The organism is Paraburkholderia domus (assembly GCF_905220705.1).
In the GTDB taxonomy this organism is placed as follows: Bacteria; Pseudomonadota; Gammaproteobacteria; order Burkholderiales; family Burkholderiaceae; genus Paraburkholderia; species Paraburkholderia domus.
The window spans coordinates 69,600-85,033 of record NZ_CAJNAT010000010.1 but is presented as its reverse complement, the minus strand read 5'-3'; the positions used below and the strand labels follow the sequence as shown (position 1 = coordinate 85,033).

General features: G+C 62.2%; 13 protein-coding genes. 3 read left to right on the top strand and 10 right to left on the bottom strand.

The window, feature by feature from the left end; all coding sequences use genetic code 11:
• Positions 1-40 precede the first annotated feature (40 nt).
• The 7 genes from ptsP to KHO31_RS18985 all read right to left on the bottom strand — a co-directional run bounded on the left by ptsP (position 41) and on the right by KHO31_RS18985 (position 7,822).
• Positions 41-1,789, bottom strand: a complete 1,749-nt coding sequence (ptsP, locus tag KHO31_RS19015; protein WP_201072240.1) for a phosphoenolpyruvate--protein phosphotransferase — start codon at positions 1,787-1,789, stop codon at positions 41-43.
• Positions 1,790-2,096: 307 nt separating this feature from the next.
• Positions 2,097-2,366, bottom strand: a complete 270-nt coding sequence (locus KHO31_RS19010; protein WP_054035732.1) for an HPr family phosphocarrier protein — start codon at positions 2,364-2,366, stop codon at positions 2,097-2,099.
• Between the two features lie 106 nt (positions 2,367-2,472).
• Positions 2,473-3,000: a PTS sugar transporter subunit IIA gene (locus KHO31_RS19005; RefSeq protein ID WP_211623925.1), complete on the bottom strand. Its 528-nt coding sequence runs from the start codon at positions 2,998-3,000 to the stop codon at positions 2,473-2,475.
• Between the two features lie 331 nt (positions 3,001-3,331).
• Positions 3,332-4,288 carry a glutathione synthase gene (gshB, locus tag KHO31_RS19000; RefSeq protein ID WP_201072238.1) on the bottom strand — a complete coding sequence of 319 codons (957 nt, stop codon included), beginning with the start codon at positions 4,286-4,288 and terminating at the stop codon, positions 3,332-3,334.
• Positions 4,289-4,390: 102 nt separating this feature from the next.
• Positions 4,391-5,680, bottom strand: a complete 1,290-nt coding sequence (gene gshA / locus KHO31_RS18995) for a glutamate--cysteine ligase (RefSeq protein ID WP_211623923.1) — start codon at positions 5,678-5,680, stop codon at positions 4,391-4,393.
• A gap of 242 nt (positions 5,681-5,922) precedes the next feature.
• The gene (locus tag KHO31_RS18990; protein ID WP_201072233.1) at positions 5,923-7,440 is read right to left on the bottom strand and encodes an ammonium transporter; all 1,518 of its coding nucleotides are present in this window, start codon (positions 7,438-7,440) and stop codon (positions 5,923-5,925) included.
• 43 nt (positions 7,441-7,483) lie between these two features.
• Complete coding sequence (locus KHO31_RS18985) at positions 7,484-7,822, bottom strand: P-II family nitrogen regulator (protein WP_006048089.1); 339 nt, start codon at positions 7,820-7,822, stop codon at positions 7,484-7,486.
• A 398-nt stretch (positions 7,823-8,220) separates the two neighbouring features.
• Between KHO31_RS18985 and KHO31_RS18980 the strand changes: the two genes are divergently transcribed.
• The gene (locus KHO31_RS18980) at positions 8,221-8,478 is read left to right on the top strand and encodes an accessory factor UbiK family protein (RefSeq protein ID WP_144144128.1); all 258 of its coding nucleotides are present in this window, start codon (positions 8,221-8,223) and stop codon (positions 8,476-8,478) included.
• 120 nt (positions 8,479-8,598) lie between these two features.
• Positions 8,599-10,212 (top strand): YifB family Mg chelatase-like AAA ATPase, encoded by a 1,614-nt coding sequence (locus tag KHO31_RS18975; RefSeq protein ID WP_201072231.1) that lies wholly within the window; start codon positions 8,599-8,601, stop codon positions 10,210-10,212.
• A gap of 332 nt (positions 10,213-10,544) precedes the next feature.
• On the opposite strand, the gene KHO31_RS18970 is transcribed toward KHO31_RS18975, so the two are convergent.
• Positions 10,545-11,222, bottom strand: a complete 678-nt coding sequence (locus KHO31_RS18970) for a hypothetical protein (protein WP_236060851.1) — start codon at positions 11,220-11,222, stop codon at positions 10,545-10,547.
• A 173-nt stretch (positions 11,223-11,395) separates the two neighbouring features.
• Between KHO31_RS18970 and KHO31_RS18965 the strand changes: the two genes are divergently transcribed.
• Positions 11,396-11,926 (top strand): TlpA disulfide reductase family protein, encoded by a 531-nt coding sequence (locus KHO31_RS18965; protein ID WP_201072229.1) that lies wholly within the window; start codon positions 11,396-11,398, stop codon positions 11,924-11,926.
• 91 nt (positions 11,927-12,017) lie between these two features.
• Here the strand turns inward: KHO31_RS18965 and KHO31_RS18960 are convergent, their stop codons facing one another.
• A complete protein-coding gene (locus KHO31_RS18960) occupies positions 12,018-13,370 on the bottom strand; it encodes a sigma-54-dependent transcriptional regulator (RefSeq protein WP_211623921.1) in 1,353 nt (450 codons plus the stop codon).
• 16 nt (positions 13,371-13,386) lie between these two features.
• Complete coding sequence (locus tag KHO31_RS18955) at positions 13,387-15,387, bottom strand: sensor histidine kinase (protein ID WP_211623919.1); 2,001 nt, start codon at positions 15,385-15,387, stop codon at positions 13,387-13,389.
• Positions 15,388-15,434 lie beyond the last annotated feature (47 nt).

The following is a 15,434-nucleotide window of genomic DNA, read 5'->3' as shown; positions in this document are numbered from 1 at the left end:
CGGCGTTTTCATTTGAACCCACCAATCCGGGTTTTCAGTCTCAAGCCAGCACGACGCGCTTGAGCGCCGCCTGTACCTCTTCCGGTTCGAAGGAAGCCAGCACGTCGGCCACCGGCTTCTCGAGTGTCTTCAGATGCGAACGCAGGACTTCCTGCTTGACCACCAGCAACTGGCTCGGATGCATCGAAAACTCGGTGAGGCCCATGCCGAGCAACAGACGCGTCAACGCGGGATCGCCCGCCATCTCGCCGCACACCGACACTGGCACACCGGCCCGCTTCGCCTCGCGCAGCGTGAAGGCGATCAGATGCAACACCGCCGGATGCAACGGGTCGTACAGATGCGCAACCGAGTTATCCGCACGATCGATCGCCAGCGTGTACTGGATCAGATCGTTAGTACCGATCGACAGGAAATCGAGCCGCTTGAGAAATAGCGGCAACGCAATCGCCGCGGCCGGAATTTCGATCATCGCGCCGACCTGCACGTTCGGATCGTAGGTGATGCCGGCATCATCCAGTTGACGCTTGGCTTCGCGAATCAGATCGAGCGTCTGATCGATCTCCTGCGCGTGGGCAAGCATCGGAATCAGAATCTTCACCTTGCCGAACGCCGACGCGCGAAGAATAGCGCGCAGTTGCGTCAGGAACATTTGCGGCTCCGAGAGGCTCCAGCGAATCGCCCTGAGCCCCAAGGCGGGGTTCGGCGCGGTTTCGTAGCCATCGCCCCCGGCCATCGAATCGAGCGGCTTGTCGGCGCCGACGTCGATCGTACGGATCGTCACCGGCAATCCGTTCATCAACTCGACCGCGCGACGATAGGCAGCAAACTGCTCCTCCTCTTCCGGCAACTGGTGCTTGTGATTCATGAACAGGAACTCAGTGCGGAACAGGCCCACGCCAGTCGCGCCCGAATCGACCGCGGCGCGCGCGTCTTCCGGCAGTTCGATGTTCGCGCAGAGTTCGATACGCGTGCCGCAGAGCGTTTGCGTCGGCGAAAACTTCAGCCGCTGCAGCTTGCGCTGCTCCAACGCTTTTTCGCTTTGGCGGTATGAATACTCCTCCAGCACGATCGGTGCGGGATCGACGATCACAATGCCGTGATCGCCGTCGACAATGATCAGATCGTCCTGACGGATTAGCTGGCTCGCATGCTGCACACCGACCGCGGCCGGAATGCCGAGGCTGCGCGCAACAATCGCCGTATGCGAAGTACGTCCACCGAGATCGGTGACGAAACCCTGAAACGTTTGCGTTTTGAATTGCATCATGTCGGCCGGCGCGATGTCGTGCGCGACTACGATCATCTCGTCGCAGGCACCGTGCACACCGTCCACCAGCGCCACCGAAGCGCCGGCGAGCGCCTTCAGCACGCGCTCCACCACCTGTTCGATGTCGGCTTTGCGCTCGCGCAGGTATTCGTCTTCGATATCGTCGAAATGGCGCGACAGGCGCTCGAGTTGTTCGGTCAGCGCCCACTCGACGTTGTAGCGGCGCGTGCGGATCAGGTCGATGGTTTCCTGCACGAGCATTGCGTCGTTCAGGATCATTGAATGAACGTTGATGAACGCGCCCATTTCGCTCGGCGCATCCGCGGCGAGATCGGCGCGCAACGCGTCGAGCTCATAGTGCACATGTTGCTGGGCCACACGAAAGCGCTCGATCTCGCCCTCGATCTGGGCGGGTTCGATTAGATAGTGGTCTACGTCAAGTGCAGCCGGGGCGATCAGATATGCCCGCCCGATGGCGATACCGCGTGACACGGGAATTCCATGCAGCGTGAAGGACACGCGCACCTCCTCTAGTTGTGTAATGCCGCGGCAAACCGCTGCAATGCTCTCAGACTCTCTTCGCCATTATAAATTCCGCGCCCTTTGCAGGTACGCCGGGGCTGTGTGCAGCGCAGCACGAAAACCGTAACCGGCCACGAAAATGCCCCTTCAATCACCTTGCGTTCCGGCAACGTGAACCCTCCACACGCCGCCGGCACTGCCGGCTCATACGCCCCGACGCCCCTCAAGCGCTAATTGTCGCGCGCTAAAAAAAATGCCGCGGACAGCCGCGGCATTTTGCTTCAAGCAAGGGCAACGCAGGAATTTACTGACCTTCGCCAAATTTATCGGCAATCAGTTTCAGCAATGCGTCCATGGCTTCTTTTTCGTCGGTGCCTTCCGTTTCGATCAGCACCGTGCTGCCTATACCCGCGGCCAGCATCATCACACCCATGATGCTCTTGGCATTGATACGGCGGCCATTGCGGCTCATCCAGATTTCCGCCTGGTAGTTGCCCGCGAGTTGCGTCAACTTGGCTGACGCGCGCGCGTGCAGCCCCAGCTTGTTCACAATAGTCGTTTCCTGTTGCAGCATGTGATGGTCCGAAGCGCGGGTAAGTGTTGTGGTGAAAGGTGAAACTGCAAACCAGTTGCGACCGGGCTATAACCCGATCGCAATCGTATAAAGCCGTGCGATCCGCTTACAACCCGGTCGAGCCAGCTTTCTGAGTCAGGTCAGCCTCGGGCGGCAAGGCAGGCAAGCAGTCCGGGGCAGCAGCAGCGGGCGGCAAAGCCGGCAAGCAATCGCCGGACTCCGCAGGCGGCGCAACCGGCGCCGGCGTGGCAGGCCCGATTGCGTGCACGCCCTTGGTGGCCCCGGCGAGCGCTTTGTCGACCAGCGTGTCGAGCGGCGTAGCGCGATAACAGACCGCGCGCACCAGCATCGGCAGATTGACGCCGCACAGCACACGGACATTCGGCACCGAAGCGAGCCGCCCGGCGATATTCGCCGGCGTGGCGCCGAACATGTCGGTGAGCACGAGTGCGCCGTTTTCTTCCTTGAGCCGCTCGATTTCCGAGTGCGCAAACGCAACCTGTTGCTCAGGATCGCAATCCGGCGATACGTCAATCACACCGATGCGAGCCGGCAAGCCACCGTAGATGTGCGAAATACAATCGCGCAACGCGGTGGCGAACGGAGCGTGCGCAATGATCAGAATGCCTGCCATGTCAGCCTTACTGCAAAAGAACGGCCCCGAACCGTGGACCGGGACGAAGCCCGATTCGTAAGCGCCCTCGACCGGCCGTGGGTCGCGAGGGCCGGAACGCATCATCTGACGAGCGGCCCGCGGCGCCTGCTACCGCTACGGCGCAGGCGGAAAACAGCCCGTCTACAGTCCGCAATCCATGCCTGCAGCGTCCGGCAGATGCCATCGATTCGGCTTGGCGCGGGAGAGCGGGCATTGTATCAGGCCCATTTTCGCGCCAAAGCCGGTGTTTCGCTTGATGCGGATTTACTACACAGTTTGGGGGGCATGGCGGCCATTCAAGGGCTGCGCCTCAAGCTGCCGCGCGCTCCAAGGCGTCGATGAACATCGCGGCGACGTCGAAACCGGTCTGATCCATGATCTCGCGGAAACACGTCGGGCTCGTGACGTTCACCTCGGTGAGCCAGTCGCCGATCGCGTCCAGCCCAACCAGCAGCAGACCGCGCGCGGCGAGCACTGGCGCGAGCGTCTCGGCGATCTTGCGGTCGTGCTCGGTGAGCGGACGCGCCACGCCCAGCCCACCCGCCGCGAGGTTGCCGCGCACTTCATTGCCCTGAGGAATCCGCGCGAGCGAAAACGGCACCGCTTCGCCGCCGATCAGCAGGATGCGTTTGTCGCCTTCCGTGATCTCGGGGATGAACTTTTGCGCCATCACCGAGCGTGCGCCGTCGTGACTCAGCATCTCGATGATCGAGCCGAGATTCATGCCGTCGGCCTTCACGCGGAATACGCCCATGCCGCCCATGCCGTCGAGCGGCTTCAGGATTACGTCGCCGTGTTCTTCATGGAAGGCACGCAAACGGGTTGCATCGCGCGTCACCAAAGTCGGCGCGACGAACTGTGCGAACTCACCGATCGCCAGCTTTTCCGAGTGATCCCGAATTGCCTGCGGCTTGTTGAAGATGCGCGCGCCGCCGCGTTCGGCCAATTCCAGCAGCCATGTGGACGTCACGTATTCCATGTCGAACGGCGGGTCTTTGCGCATCACCACCGCGCTGAAGCTCTTCAGCGATTTTGGCGCGGCCGCGTCAGCGGCGTACCAGGTGTCGCGATGCAGGTCCGTCACGTCGCCGACGATCGCAAAGCGCTGCACGTTCGCCTCGACGTCGCCGCCCGTCCACGCCAGATGCTTCGGTTCGCACGTGTAGAGCGTGTGACCGCGGCGCGCGGCTTCGGCCATCATCGAGTAGGTCGAGTCTTTGTAGATCTTGAACTGCGTGAGCGGATCGGCAATGAAAAGAATGTCCATGAGGATTCCGGTGCGCCCTTAGGGCTTGGCATTGATCGTCAATATTAGTCGCTGAAAATGACGATGGCGGCACGCATGCCGCCATCGACCACCTCGCGAGGCTTAAACCTGAATGGCTTCCGGATCGGTCTTTTCCAGTTCGACCGATGCGGCCAGCAACCCGAGCCGCGCCACCACGCCGTACATATAGAAGCGGTTCGGCACCGCCGCGCCTGGCTTGGCGTGCGCATCCGGCAGGGCCGTATGCTCGAAACCGAGCGGCACGAAGTGCATGCCGGGCGCGTTCAGATTCTGATCGCGCTCGCGGCTGCCGTGCACGCGGTAAAAGCCGCCCACCACGTAACGGTCGATCATGTACACGACCGGCTCGGCGACTTCTTCACCGATCCGCTCGAAGGTGTACACGCCTTCCTGCACGATCACGTCATGCACTTCGAGGCCGTCTTTGGTGGCGGCCATCTTGGCGCGTTCGCGCTTGGTGAGCGCGGCTACTTCCGACGCGTCGTGCACGGTCATGACCCCCATGCCATACGTGCCGGCATCCGACTTGATGACAACATACGGTTTCTCGGAGATACCGTACTCCCGGTACTTCTTGGCGATTTTCTTGAGCACGCCGTCGATCGCATCTGTAAGCGCTTCTTCACCCGTGCGCTCCTGGAAATCAACCCCTTCGACATGCGCGAAGTACGGATTGATCATCCACGGATCGATTTCGACCATCTTTGCGAACTTCTTCGCGACGTCGTCATAACAGGAGAAGTGCGTCGATTTGCGGCGAACGGCCCAGCCTGCGTGCAGCGGCGGTAGCAGGTACTGCTCGTGCAGATTTTCCAGTACGGGCGGAATGCCGCCTGACAGATCATTGTTCAGCAGAATCGAGCACGGGTCGAAATTCTTCAGGCCGAGGCGCCGCTGCGAACGTTCGAGCGGTTCGAGCACAAGCTTCTGACCATCGGACAGTGCGATCGTGACCGGCCCGACGATGCTTTCGTCGAGCGTGCCGAAACGCACGTTCAAGCCGGCCTGACGCATGATGGCGGCCAGACGTGCGACATTCTCGAGATAAAACGCGTTGCGCGTATGGCGCTCCGGGATCACCAGCAGATTCTTCGCGTCCGGGCAGATCTTTTCGATCGACGCCATCGCGGCCTGCACGGCGAGCGGCAGCACTTCCTGCGGCAAATTGTTGAATGCGCCGGGGAACAGATTGGTGTCGACCGGCGCGAGCTTGAAACCCGCGTTACGCAGATCGACTGAACAGTAGAACGGCGGCGTGTGCTCCTGCCATTCGAGCCGGAACCAGCGTTCGATGGCGGGCGTAGCGTCGAGGATCTTCCGCTCGAGGTCGAGCAGCGGGCCGTTTAACGCCGTAACTAGGTGCGGAACCATTGATCACTCGCAGACTGGAGAAAAAAGATTGTAGAGCAAATGCTTTGTCCATTTGGGGACGCTTTCTCCATTCGCAAGCCGATGCGGATGCATTCTCGCTATCGTCATGATAGGCGCGGAAAACTACCGTCAGCAAGATAAGCGACAAGAAAAAAGCCCGCCATAAAGGCGGGCCAAAAATCGCTGCGCTTGAATCTGATCCGTCAAGCCCTGGAGCTCGACGGCGAGTACCAACAATATCCTTATTCGACGTGTTCGCCGTGCAGGCTCACGTCCAGGCCTTCGCGTTCCTCTTCTTCCGTCACGCGGATGCCCATCACCATGTCGATGACCTTCAGCAGGATGTAGCTCACCACGCCGCTGTAGATCAGCGTCGTCAGCACGCCCTTGGCTTGCAGGATGACGCTGCCGTCCGCGCCGCCGATGTCCTTGACCGCGAACACGCCGGTCAGGAGCGCACCCACGATACCGCCGATGCAGTGCACGCCGAACGCGTCGAGCGAGTCGTCGTAACCGAGCTTGTGCTTGAGCCACGTTGCCGACCAGTAGCAGATCACGCCTGCGGCGATGCCGATCACGAGCGACCCCGTCATACCGACGAAGCCCGAAGCCGGCGTAATCGCCACCAGACCTGCCACGGCGCCCGACACGATACCGAGTACCGACGGCTTACCCTTGGTTGCCCATTCGGCGAACATCCATGCGAGTGCTGCTGCTGCGGTTGCCACTTGCGTTGCGAACATGGCGAAACCAGCACGGCCGTCTGCGGCCACTGCCGAACCCGCGTTGAAGCCGAACCAGCCTACCCACAGCATAGCGCCACCGATAAGCGTGAGCGTCAGGTTGTGCGGGGCCATCGCTTCCTTGCCGTAGCCGACACGCTTGCCGAGTACCAGTGCGCAGACCAGCGCCGCGATACCGGCGTTGATGTGCACCACCGTACCGCCCGCGAAGTCGAGGATGCCCGCGCTAGCCAGCCAGCCGGTCGGTTCCCAGACCATGTGCGCGATCGGCGAGTAGACGATGATCGACCACAGCGTCATGAACACCAGCATCGCCGAGAACTTCATACGATCGGCAAACGCGCCCGTGATCAGTGCCGGGGTAATGATCGCAAACGTCATCTGATAGACGACGTAGACCGTTTCCGGGATCGTCGGTGCGAGGTGGCTGACGGTCAGCGTCGTGGCCTTGTCGCCGTGGATGTAGTTCATGCCTTGCATGAAGAAGCGCGACAAACCACCGATGAACGAACCGCCCGGCGTGAAGGCGAGGCTGTAGCCGATCACGACCCAGATGATCGATACGAGGCAGGTGATCGCGAAGCTTTGCATCAGGATCGCGAGCACGCTCTTCTTGCGGACCATGCCGCCGTAGAACAGCGCCAGACCCGGAATCGTCATGAACAGCACGAGCGCGGTGGAGGTCAGCATCCAGGCAGTGTCGCCCGAATTGATCTTCGACGAATCGACCGAGAACGGCGCGGTCGGGGCTGCCGGTGCGGCGGCAGCGGATGCGGCCGATGCATCAGGTGCGGCTGCGGCGCTGGCAGCCGGTGCGGCGGACGCGTCTGCGGCCGGTGCCGAAGCCGCAGCGGCAGCAGGGGCGGCCGAAGCGTCAGGCGCCGGCGCACTCGCCGTCGTATCGGAAGCAGCGGCCGAGGCGGCTGCGGGGGCGGAAGCGTCGTCCGCGAGGGCGGCGCCGATACCGCCCGCGAGCAGCGAACCGGCCATCAGCAAGGACATCAATAATTTGCGCATCTTCGTTTCCTCTTGTCGCTATCTGTGTCGCTATCTTTTGGTATTACAGAGCGTCCGCGCCGGTCTCCCCGGTGCGAATCCGAATCACTTGTTCGATCGGGGTGACGAAAATCTTGCCGTCGCCGATCTTGCCGGTGCGTGCCGCGCGTTCGAGCGCCTCGATCGCCTGATCGACGATGTCGTCCGAGACCGCGGCCTCGATCTTCACCTTCGGCAGGAAATCGACGACGTATTCAGCGCCCCGATACAGTTCCGTATGGCCCTTCTGACGACCGAAGCCTTTGACTTCTGTCACCGTGATGCCTGAGACGCCGATGGCCGACAAGGCTTCGCGCGCCTCATCGAGCTTGAACGGCTTGATGATTGCGGTAATGAGTTTCATGACATCCCTCTCTTAGTTGCGTAACCCGTTGCGTAACCTGTTTGCGTACCCGTAACCCGCCCGCGTGGTCTCGTCCCACTCCCGATAAAAAGGTGCCGGCAGTGCGCGCCGGGCAGTAACAGCAACTCGCGTGCCATGTTGTGTCAGACTTCGCCTCCGGGCACGCTGCAAAAGGGGCGCAAGCGGCCCTGGCCGGATAGCCAACGTTGGCGGGGCATGCTGGCGCGGCGCATGGATCGTTGCTAGAGTGTTCGAAGGCTTTTAACGTTTGAGCGCGCACCAAACGGGCTCATGCGGCAGCGGCAGTCAACCGGTCATGCACCAAGACGGCCCATTCAACGTGACAAAGCACAGACGCAACGAAACATGCACATTTTTTGTGCACCAAAGGGAACACCATGAAACAACCGAACGATGTCTTTAACGATTTCCAGGCCCGCATGAGCGATCTGTTCAAGAACTCGCCGGCCAAAGATGTCGAACGCAATGTGAAAGCCATGCTGTCGCAGGGCTTTTCCAAGCTCGACCTGGTCACGCGTGAAGAATTCGATACGCAGACCCAGGTACTGGTGCGCACCCGTGCGCGCCTCGAAGAACTGGAGCGCCGCGTTGCCGAACTGGAGCAGAAGCTGCCGGTCACGACCCAAACGTCCTAAGACTTTGCGCGCAGCGCGTTAGCTGCGCAGTGCTGCGCATCACTGGCAAGCAAGCCGTGACGTCATCAGCGTTTTAGGGGACTCGTGCGCGCTTCGGCGCGCCGTCCGACGGGAGAAAACATGTCGCTTGCCGTGGTGCGCAGTCGCGCGCCGGCCTCTGGCCGCGCGCCCGAAGTAACCGTCGAGGTTCACCTCGCGAACGGTTTACCCTCTTTTTCGATCGTTGGCCTTCCCGATCTGGAAGTGCGCGAAAGCCGCGAGCGCGTGCGCGCGGCGCTGCAGAACTGCAGCTTCGATTTCCCCGTGCGGCGCATTACCGTCAATCTCGCGCCAGCCGATTTGCCCAAGGAGTCCGGCCGTTTCGATCTGCCGATCGCTTTAGGCATTCTGGCGGCGAGCGGGCAAATTCCGGCCGAATCCCTTCTACACCGTGAATTCGCCGGTGAACTGTCACTGACCGGCGCGCTGCGGCCGATGCGAGGGGCTTTCGCGATGGCGTGCGGGACAGCTCGCAGCGGCGCTTCTCATGGCGCACCGGGCGGCGTGTCTGCTTCGTCGTCTACTCATATCACTTCAGCCGAACCGGCGACGCCCGAGACGTTCGCTCAAACCACTCCGCAGCTCTATCTGCCCGCCGCAAGCGCGGCCGAAGCGGCGCTCGTGCCCGGTGTCGAGGTCTACGGTGCGACCGATCTGCCATCGCTGTGCGCACATCTGGCCGGAGCGCCCGACGCCCGGCTCTACCCTGTTGCGGCACCCGACCTCAGCGAAACCGCACCCGCCGCCGTTCCTGACATGACCGACGTGATCGGCCAGCGCGGCGCGCGCCGAGCCCTGGAGGTCGCCGCGGCCGGCGGCCATCACGTCTTGCTGGTCGGGCCGCCTGGCGCGGGCAAATCGATGCTCGCGGCTCGCCTGCCGAGCCTGCTCCCACCCATGACCGACGACGAAGCACTCAGCTCGGCAGCCTTGCTGTCCGCCAGCCGCGCTGGCTTCTCACCTTCGCAATGGCGGCAACGGCCGTTTCGGGCGCCGCATCATTCGTCGAGCGCACCGGCGCTGGTCGGCGGGCGCAATCCGCCGCAACCCGGCGAGATCACCCTGGCGCATCTTGGTGTGCTGTTTCTGGATGAACTGCCGGAATTCGACCGCCATGTGCTGGAAACCCTGCGCGAACCGCTCGAGGCCGGTCGCATCACCATCTCGCGTGCCGCCTTGCAAGCGGATTTTCCGGCAGCCTGTCAGTTGATCGCCGCAATGAACCCTTGTCCATGTGGTTGGCGAGGCGACCCCAACGGCCGCTGCCGCTGCACGCCGGAAATCGCGGCGCGCTACCTCCGCAAACTGTCCGGGCCACTGCTCGACCGGATCGACATCCAGATCGAGATTCCTGCGCTCACGCCAGCGGAGTTGTCGGCACGTTCCACCAGCGCAGGTGAATCCAGCGCCTCGATCGCGCTTCGGGTGAATGCCGCCCGCGAGCGGCAACTGGCGAGGCAAGGCAAAACCAATCGGGAGCTGGGCGGACGGGAAGTGGACGAGGTCTGCCACCTCGACTCGGCGGGTGAAGCTTTGCTGCGCCAGGCCAGTGAGCGCTTCGGCTGGTCAGCGCGTGCTTACTACAGGGTCCTGAAGGTGGCGCGGACCATCGCCGATCTGGCCGGCTCCGCCATGCCGAGCGCCGCGCAGATCGGCGAAGCCATTCAATATCGGCGGGCTTTGGGGTCGGTATAAGGCGAAAAATCCGCTGTCAAGACTTGACTTATGCACACGTGCGCGTTCCAGACAGATTTTGAAACATCTGAAAGGCACACGGAAGCATGCATCCAAAAGACATTGATTCAATTGGATTTTTTCGACTGTCCTGAGCGGACTCCACCTGACAGAATGCGCACGGGATGGGCATCTACGGCAAAAAAAGCGAAGTTCTCAACAGAGTTATCCACAGCACCTGTGGGTAACGGAAAAACTTCAACGTAAACCGGGAATTAGCGCGCGATGCTGCGAAGGAACTTTCACTGTACCCAGCAATCCATCGCGCGCCGGATCGCACAAAACCACGGCTCTCAATACAGTTGAAACGACGAGAAAAACTGATCGACCTGCTCCTGCTGCAGGGGCTTGGAAGCGATGATGGCCGCCTGATACACATGCCGGCCGTGAGCAACCAGCCGCGCATAGACAGTCCGCGTTTCGTGTTGCGAACCGGCCTCACCCGTCAGCTTCATTTCCAGACCCAGCACCTGACCACCGGCGGCGAGCGGAATTTGCACCGCATGCGCGTCCGGCGCGGCGCCAACATTGCGGGCGAGACCGGTGCGCAGGAATTCGAGGGCGGCGCGCTGCGTCGCTGCGTCGTCGTTCGGCAGCATCACCGTGCCGACCGCGAACACGGCGTCGCCGGCTTCGGCTGTCTGCATCGCCATCTGCATCGGCTTGCCGTCGATCTGGACTGCGCGCTGATCGTTGCCCGGCTTGGCCGGCAGGTCGACGGTGTAGCCGTTGTCGTTATTCATGATGGTGCGCCAATCGAAGGTCGGCGAACACGCTGCCAAGGCACTGCCCAACGCCAGCGCACAAGCGATCGTGCCAAGTGCCGCGCGTGCCCGCTGTAAGCGCGAAGCGGTGCCGGCCGGGTGGCCGGCGGCCAGGAAGAAACGTGAGAGGCGGCTAACTGGGCTGACAGGACGGCCAAACGGGATTATCGAGATTCGGGCGAGGAAGCGAAAAGCGGTACGGAACATGGGGACAGAAGATCGGGCTGACAAGAACGTAAAGTTCCATTATCCCCTCCCGGGCCGCTCTCTGCCGTGCAGCCGGAATGGGGCTACAATAGCGACGCCAAGCAGCACCGGATTTAACAATCCAAACCAACGCACTGTCCCGCGCGGTCCGCGCGACTCTCGAGGTTCCGTTCATGAGCTCCACCCCGTCCACCGCCGCACGGCGCGCGAATCCGATTCGCTACATCATCATCGCCGTCGTGGCCATCGCGATTGCGATTGCCGGCTATTTCGCGTTCGCCGGTCAGCAGCGCGTGCCCGATGCGACCTTCACGTTGCTCTCGGGCCAGAAAGTTTCGACCGCCGACCTGAAAGGCAAGGTCTACCTGATCAACTTCTGGGCGACCAGCTGCGACACCTGCATGAAAGAAATGCCGCAGATGGTCCAGACCTACAACCGCTTCAAGGGCAGAGGGCTCGAATTCGTCGCCGTCGCGATGAACTACGACGCGCCGATGTACGTGGCCAACTACACACAAACGCGCCAGTTGCCGTTCAAGGTAGCGATGGACGACGGTTCGGCCGCCAAGCAGTTCGGCAACGTCCAGCTCACGCCGACCACGTTCCTGGTCGACAAGGACGGCAAGATTCTGAAGCGCTACGTCGGCGAGCCGCAATTCGCGGAACTCGACCAGCTGCTGGAAAAAGCGCTGAACGCGGCCTGATGACCGAGCGCGATCGCGCTTCGTGATCCAAACTGAGTCAACCTGATTCAAACGCGTCGGCGTCGCACCTCGCCGCCGGCGCTCCAAATCCTCACCGCTCCCCCTCCCCTTTGGCCGCAAGGCCATATCGCTTGATCTTCTCGTAGAGCGTCGCTTTTCCAAGCTGCAGCTTGTCTGCCGCGGCCGCGACCACACCGCCGGCCTGCTCCAACGCCTCCGCGATCACCGCTCGCTCAAATTGCTCGATACGCTCCTTCAACGGTTGCGTCGCGGCGCCCTCGTCGGCGAAAGACATGACCGGATCGTCGGCGACTCCGAGCACGAAGCGGTCGGCAGCATTGCGCAGCTCGCGCACATTTCCTGGCCATTCGCGCTGCATCAGGCTGGCACGCTGCCGGTCGGTGAGAATTGGCGCGGGGCGCTGATAACGCACCGCCGCATCCAGCAGGAAATGCTCGAAGAGCGGCACGATGTCTTCGCGACGCTCGCCCAGCGGCGGCAGCGCAATCGTCACCACGTTGAGCCGGTACAGCAAATCGCGACGGAACGAGCCGTCCGCGACATGCTCTGCCATGTCGCCCTTTGCAGCGGCCACCACGCGGCAATTCACGCGGATCGGCTGATTCGAGCCCAGCCGCTCCAGCACGCCGTCCTGCAGAACGCGCAGCAGCTTGACCTGCAAGGCGAGCGGCATGCTCTCGATTTCGTCGAGGAACAGCGTGCCGCCCGAAGCATGTTCAAGCTTGCCGACCCGGCGTTTTGCCGCGCCGGTGAATGCGCCAGGTTCGTAGCCGAACATTTCCGACTCGAACATCGGCTCCGGTAGCGCGCCGCAATTCACCGCGATAAACGGCTTGTCACGCCGCGGCGACAGTTCATGCAGACTGCGCGCGATCAACTCCTTGCCCGCCCCCGTGTCGCCGTTGATCAGCACCGACGCGTCGGTCGGCGCGATATTCGCGATCAGCCGCCGCACCTGCTCGATCGCCGGACTACGGCCTATGATGCGCGGCGCCACCGTGTTCTGCCCGGCCAGTTCACGGCGCAACGCGAGGTTCTCCAGCACGAGCTTGCGGCGCTCCAGGGCACGCCGCACGGTTTCGATCAGACGTTCGGATGCGAACGGCTTTTCGATAAAGTCATACGCACCATCACGCATGGCCTGCACCGCCATCGAAATGTCGCCATGACCGGTGACCAGAATCACCGGCACGTCGGGCGCGCGTTCGTGGCACTGCGCGAGCAGTTCGAGACCGCTCACGCCAGGCAAGCGAATATCGCTAACGATCACACCAGAGAAATCCGCGCTGATCATCTTCGCCGCGGATTCCGCCGAGGCATGGCCGATCACGTCGAAGCCCGCCAGTTGCAGACTCTGCACACTGGCGCGCCGTACCAGTTCGTCGTCTTCGATATACAGCACTTGCAAGCCGTGGTTCAGCATGTCGTTCTCGTTTGATTCAGGAACCCGTGGTGAGCGGGTCCGATGTGTGACTCGTCTGCACGCGCGCGCGGCGCAGCGTCAACACGAATAATGCACCGCCGTCCGGTGCGTTGCGCGCCACCAGTGTGCCGCCGCAATCACGTGCAATCGACGATGAAATCGCAAGGCCGAGCCCCAGCCCTTGCCCCATTTCCTTCGTCGTGAAGAACGGCTCGAACAGACGCGGCAACACGTCGTCGGGAATGCCTGGACCGTTGTCGCGCACAGCGAATGACAAACTCGACTCCGCGGTTTCGATCTCGATCGAAATGCGCGGCGGCGTCATCCCCACCGTTGCGTCGAGCGCGTTACCGAGCAGATTGATCAACACCTGTTCGAGCCGCAGATCGTCGTAATGGGCAATCAGTTCGGGGTGGTCGTCTGCGAGATTCAGCGGCTTGCGCGCGCCGGTGTCGGCGTCGAACAAAACGAATTCGACTTCGACGCCTTGCAAACGCTTTTGCAGCAGCGCGATGACGTTGCGCAATGCTCGCATGATCGGGGCGCGCGCACTGCGCGGCCGCGCGCGTCCGACGAACAGCTTCAGCTGATTGGTAATCTTGCCCATGCGCTCGGTGAGCGCCGCGATCGCTTCGAGATTTTCACGCGCCGACGCCTGATCGCCGCGTTCAAGCAGCACCCGTGTGTTGTCTGAGAAGCCGCGCAACGCCGCGAGCGGTTGATTCAATTCATGCGTAATGCCGGCTGCCATCTGACCGAGTGCAGCGAGTTTGCTTGCCTGAATCAGCTCATCGTGCGCGGCGCGTAGTTCCTGTTCGGCGCGCGTACGCTCGGCGACTTCCTTCTGCAACTGTTCATTCGCCTGCGAGAGATCCGCGGTGCGCTCAGCCACTCGCTGGTTCAATTCAGCGTAGGCCTTTTGCAGCAGAGAACGGCTGCGCATCACTTCGCGCACGCGTGCGCGGCGCATTCTCCAGTAAAACGCGAGCAACACCAGCGACACGTATCCGAAGCCGGTAACGATGGTCGCGTTGCGCGCGTCGGCATCGACCGGATTGACGGGCGACATCGTAATCAGATGCCAGTCCGGTTCGCCCATGCCGCGTCGCGAGGCGAGATAGCGCGGCGCATAGCGGCCCCCGCCGATGCGCACGATCTGCGCGTTGCCCTCGAGCGTGCGCTCGATCGTGACCGGCAGCGGTGCGATCGGTTGTTGTGCGTACTGGCGCGCCTGGTAGATCGAGTCGGCGACTTGCCCCGACAGCGGCCGGATCGTGTGATATTTCCACGCCGGCATCGACGACAGAAAGATCACGCCGTGGTCGTCGGTGACAACCAGAGGCTCGGACGCATCGACGCCCTGAAACCATTCGAGATCGAGTTTGACGACCGCCACGCCGACGATCTTGCCGTCTCGTCGCACGGGCTGCGAGATGTAGTAACCCGGCGCCTGCGAAATCGTGCCGATGCCGAAGAAGCGGCCCACGCCGCCCTTCACCGCGTCGAGAAAATACGGCCGGAATTGATAGCCCGCGCCGATGAAGCTGCCCGGCCCGTGCCAGTTGCTCGCGGCGACGCAATAGCCGTCGAGGGGAATGATGTAGGTGACCGTTGCCCGCGCGTGGCGGTTGAGGTCTTCGAGATAGAGATTGGCCCGTTCGACGTTGGCTGGACTGGGATTGACCAGCACGTCTTGCACGATGGGATGTTCGGCCAGCAGATAAGGCAGCGATTCGTAGCGCTCAAGCGTGCTTTTCAGCGCGCTGGTCGTGCGATCGACGCGCACCGCGGCGTTGCGCCGCAAGTTGTCGATCCCGCTTTGCCACGCAATGCTGTACGTGAGCCCGCACGCCACCACGAACCCGGCGACGAGCGCGAAGAGGATCAGCAGGCGGCGCGTCACGTTGGCAATTCCCGATCGGTGAGGATCGGATATTGTGGCATAAGGCGACGCGCCGTCGGCGCGAGCTTCGTCGGCCGACGGCGCGGGGTCACGGCGCGCGGACACCGCTTTCATACGTGGGTGTCCGCGACCATGATCAGGGTGCCGGCGGAAGTCGTGGC

Excerpts from the sequence above, each read along its gene's own strand:
- gshA (WP_211623923.1), bottom strand. The coding sequence starts at position 5,680 with ATGGTTCCGCACCTAGTTACGGCGTTAAACGGCCCGCTGCTCGACCTC.
- KHO31_RS18970 (WP_236060851.1), bottom strand. The coding sequence starts at position 11,222 with ATGTTCCGTACCGCTTTTCGCTTCCTCGCCCGAATCTCGATAATCCCG.
- KHO31_RS19010 (WP_054035732.1), bottom strand. The coding sequence starts at position 2,366 with ATGCTGCAACAGGAAACGACTATTGTGAACAAGCTGGGGCTGCACGCG.
- KHO31_RS18960 (WP_211623921.1), bottom strand. The coding sequence starts at position 13,370 with ATGCTGAACCACGGCTTGCAAGTGCTGTATATCGAAGACGACGAACTG.
- KHO31_RS19005 (WP_211623925.1), bottom strand. The coding sequence starts at position 3,000 with ATGGCAGGCATTCTGATCATTGCGCACGCTCCGTTCGCCACCGCGTTG.
- KHO31_RS18955 (WP_211623919.1), bottom strand. The coding sequence starts at position 15,387 with ATGAAAGCGGTGTCCGCGCGCCGTGACCCCGCGCCGTCGGCCGACGAA.
- gshB (WP_201072238.1), bottom strand. The coding sequence starts at position 4,288 with ATGGACATTCTTTTCATTGCCGATCCGCTCACGCAGTTCAAGATCTAC.
- KHO31_RS18980 (WP_144144128.1), top strand. The coding sequence starts at position 8,221 with ATGAAACAACCGAACGATGTCTTTAACGATTTCCAGGCCCGCATGAGC.
- KHO31_RS18975 (WP_201072231.1), top strand. The coding sequence starts at position 8,599 with ATGTCGCTTGCCGTGGTGCGCAGTCGCGCGCCGGCCTCTGGCCGCGCG.
- KHO31_RS18965 (WP_201072229.1), top strand. The coding sequence starts at position 11,396 with ATGAGCTCCACCCCGTCCACCGCCGCACGGCGCGCGAATCCGATTCGC.
- KHO31_RS18990 (WP_201072233.1), bottom strand. The coding sequence starts at position 7,440 with ATGCGCAAATTATTGATGTCCTTGCTGATGGCCGGTTCGCTGCTCGCG.
- KHO31_RS18985 (WP_006048089.1), bottom strand. The coding sequence starts at position 7,822 with ATGAAACTCATTACCGCAATCATCAAGCCGTTCAAGCTCGATGAGGCG.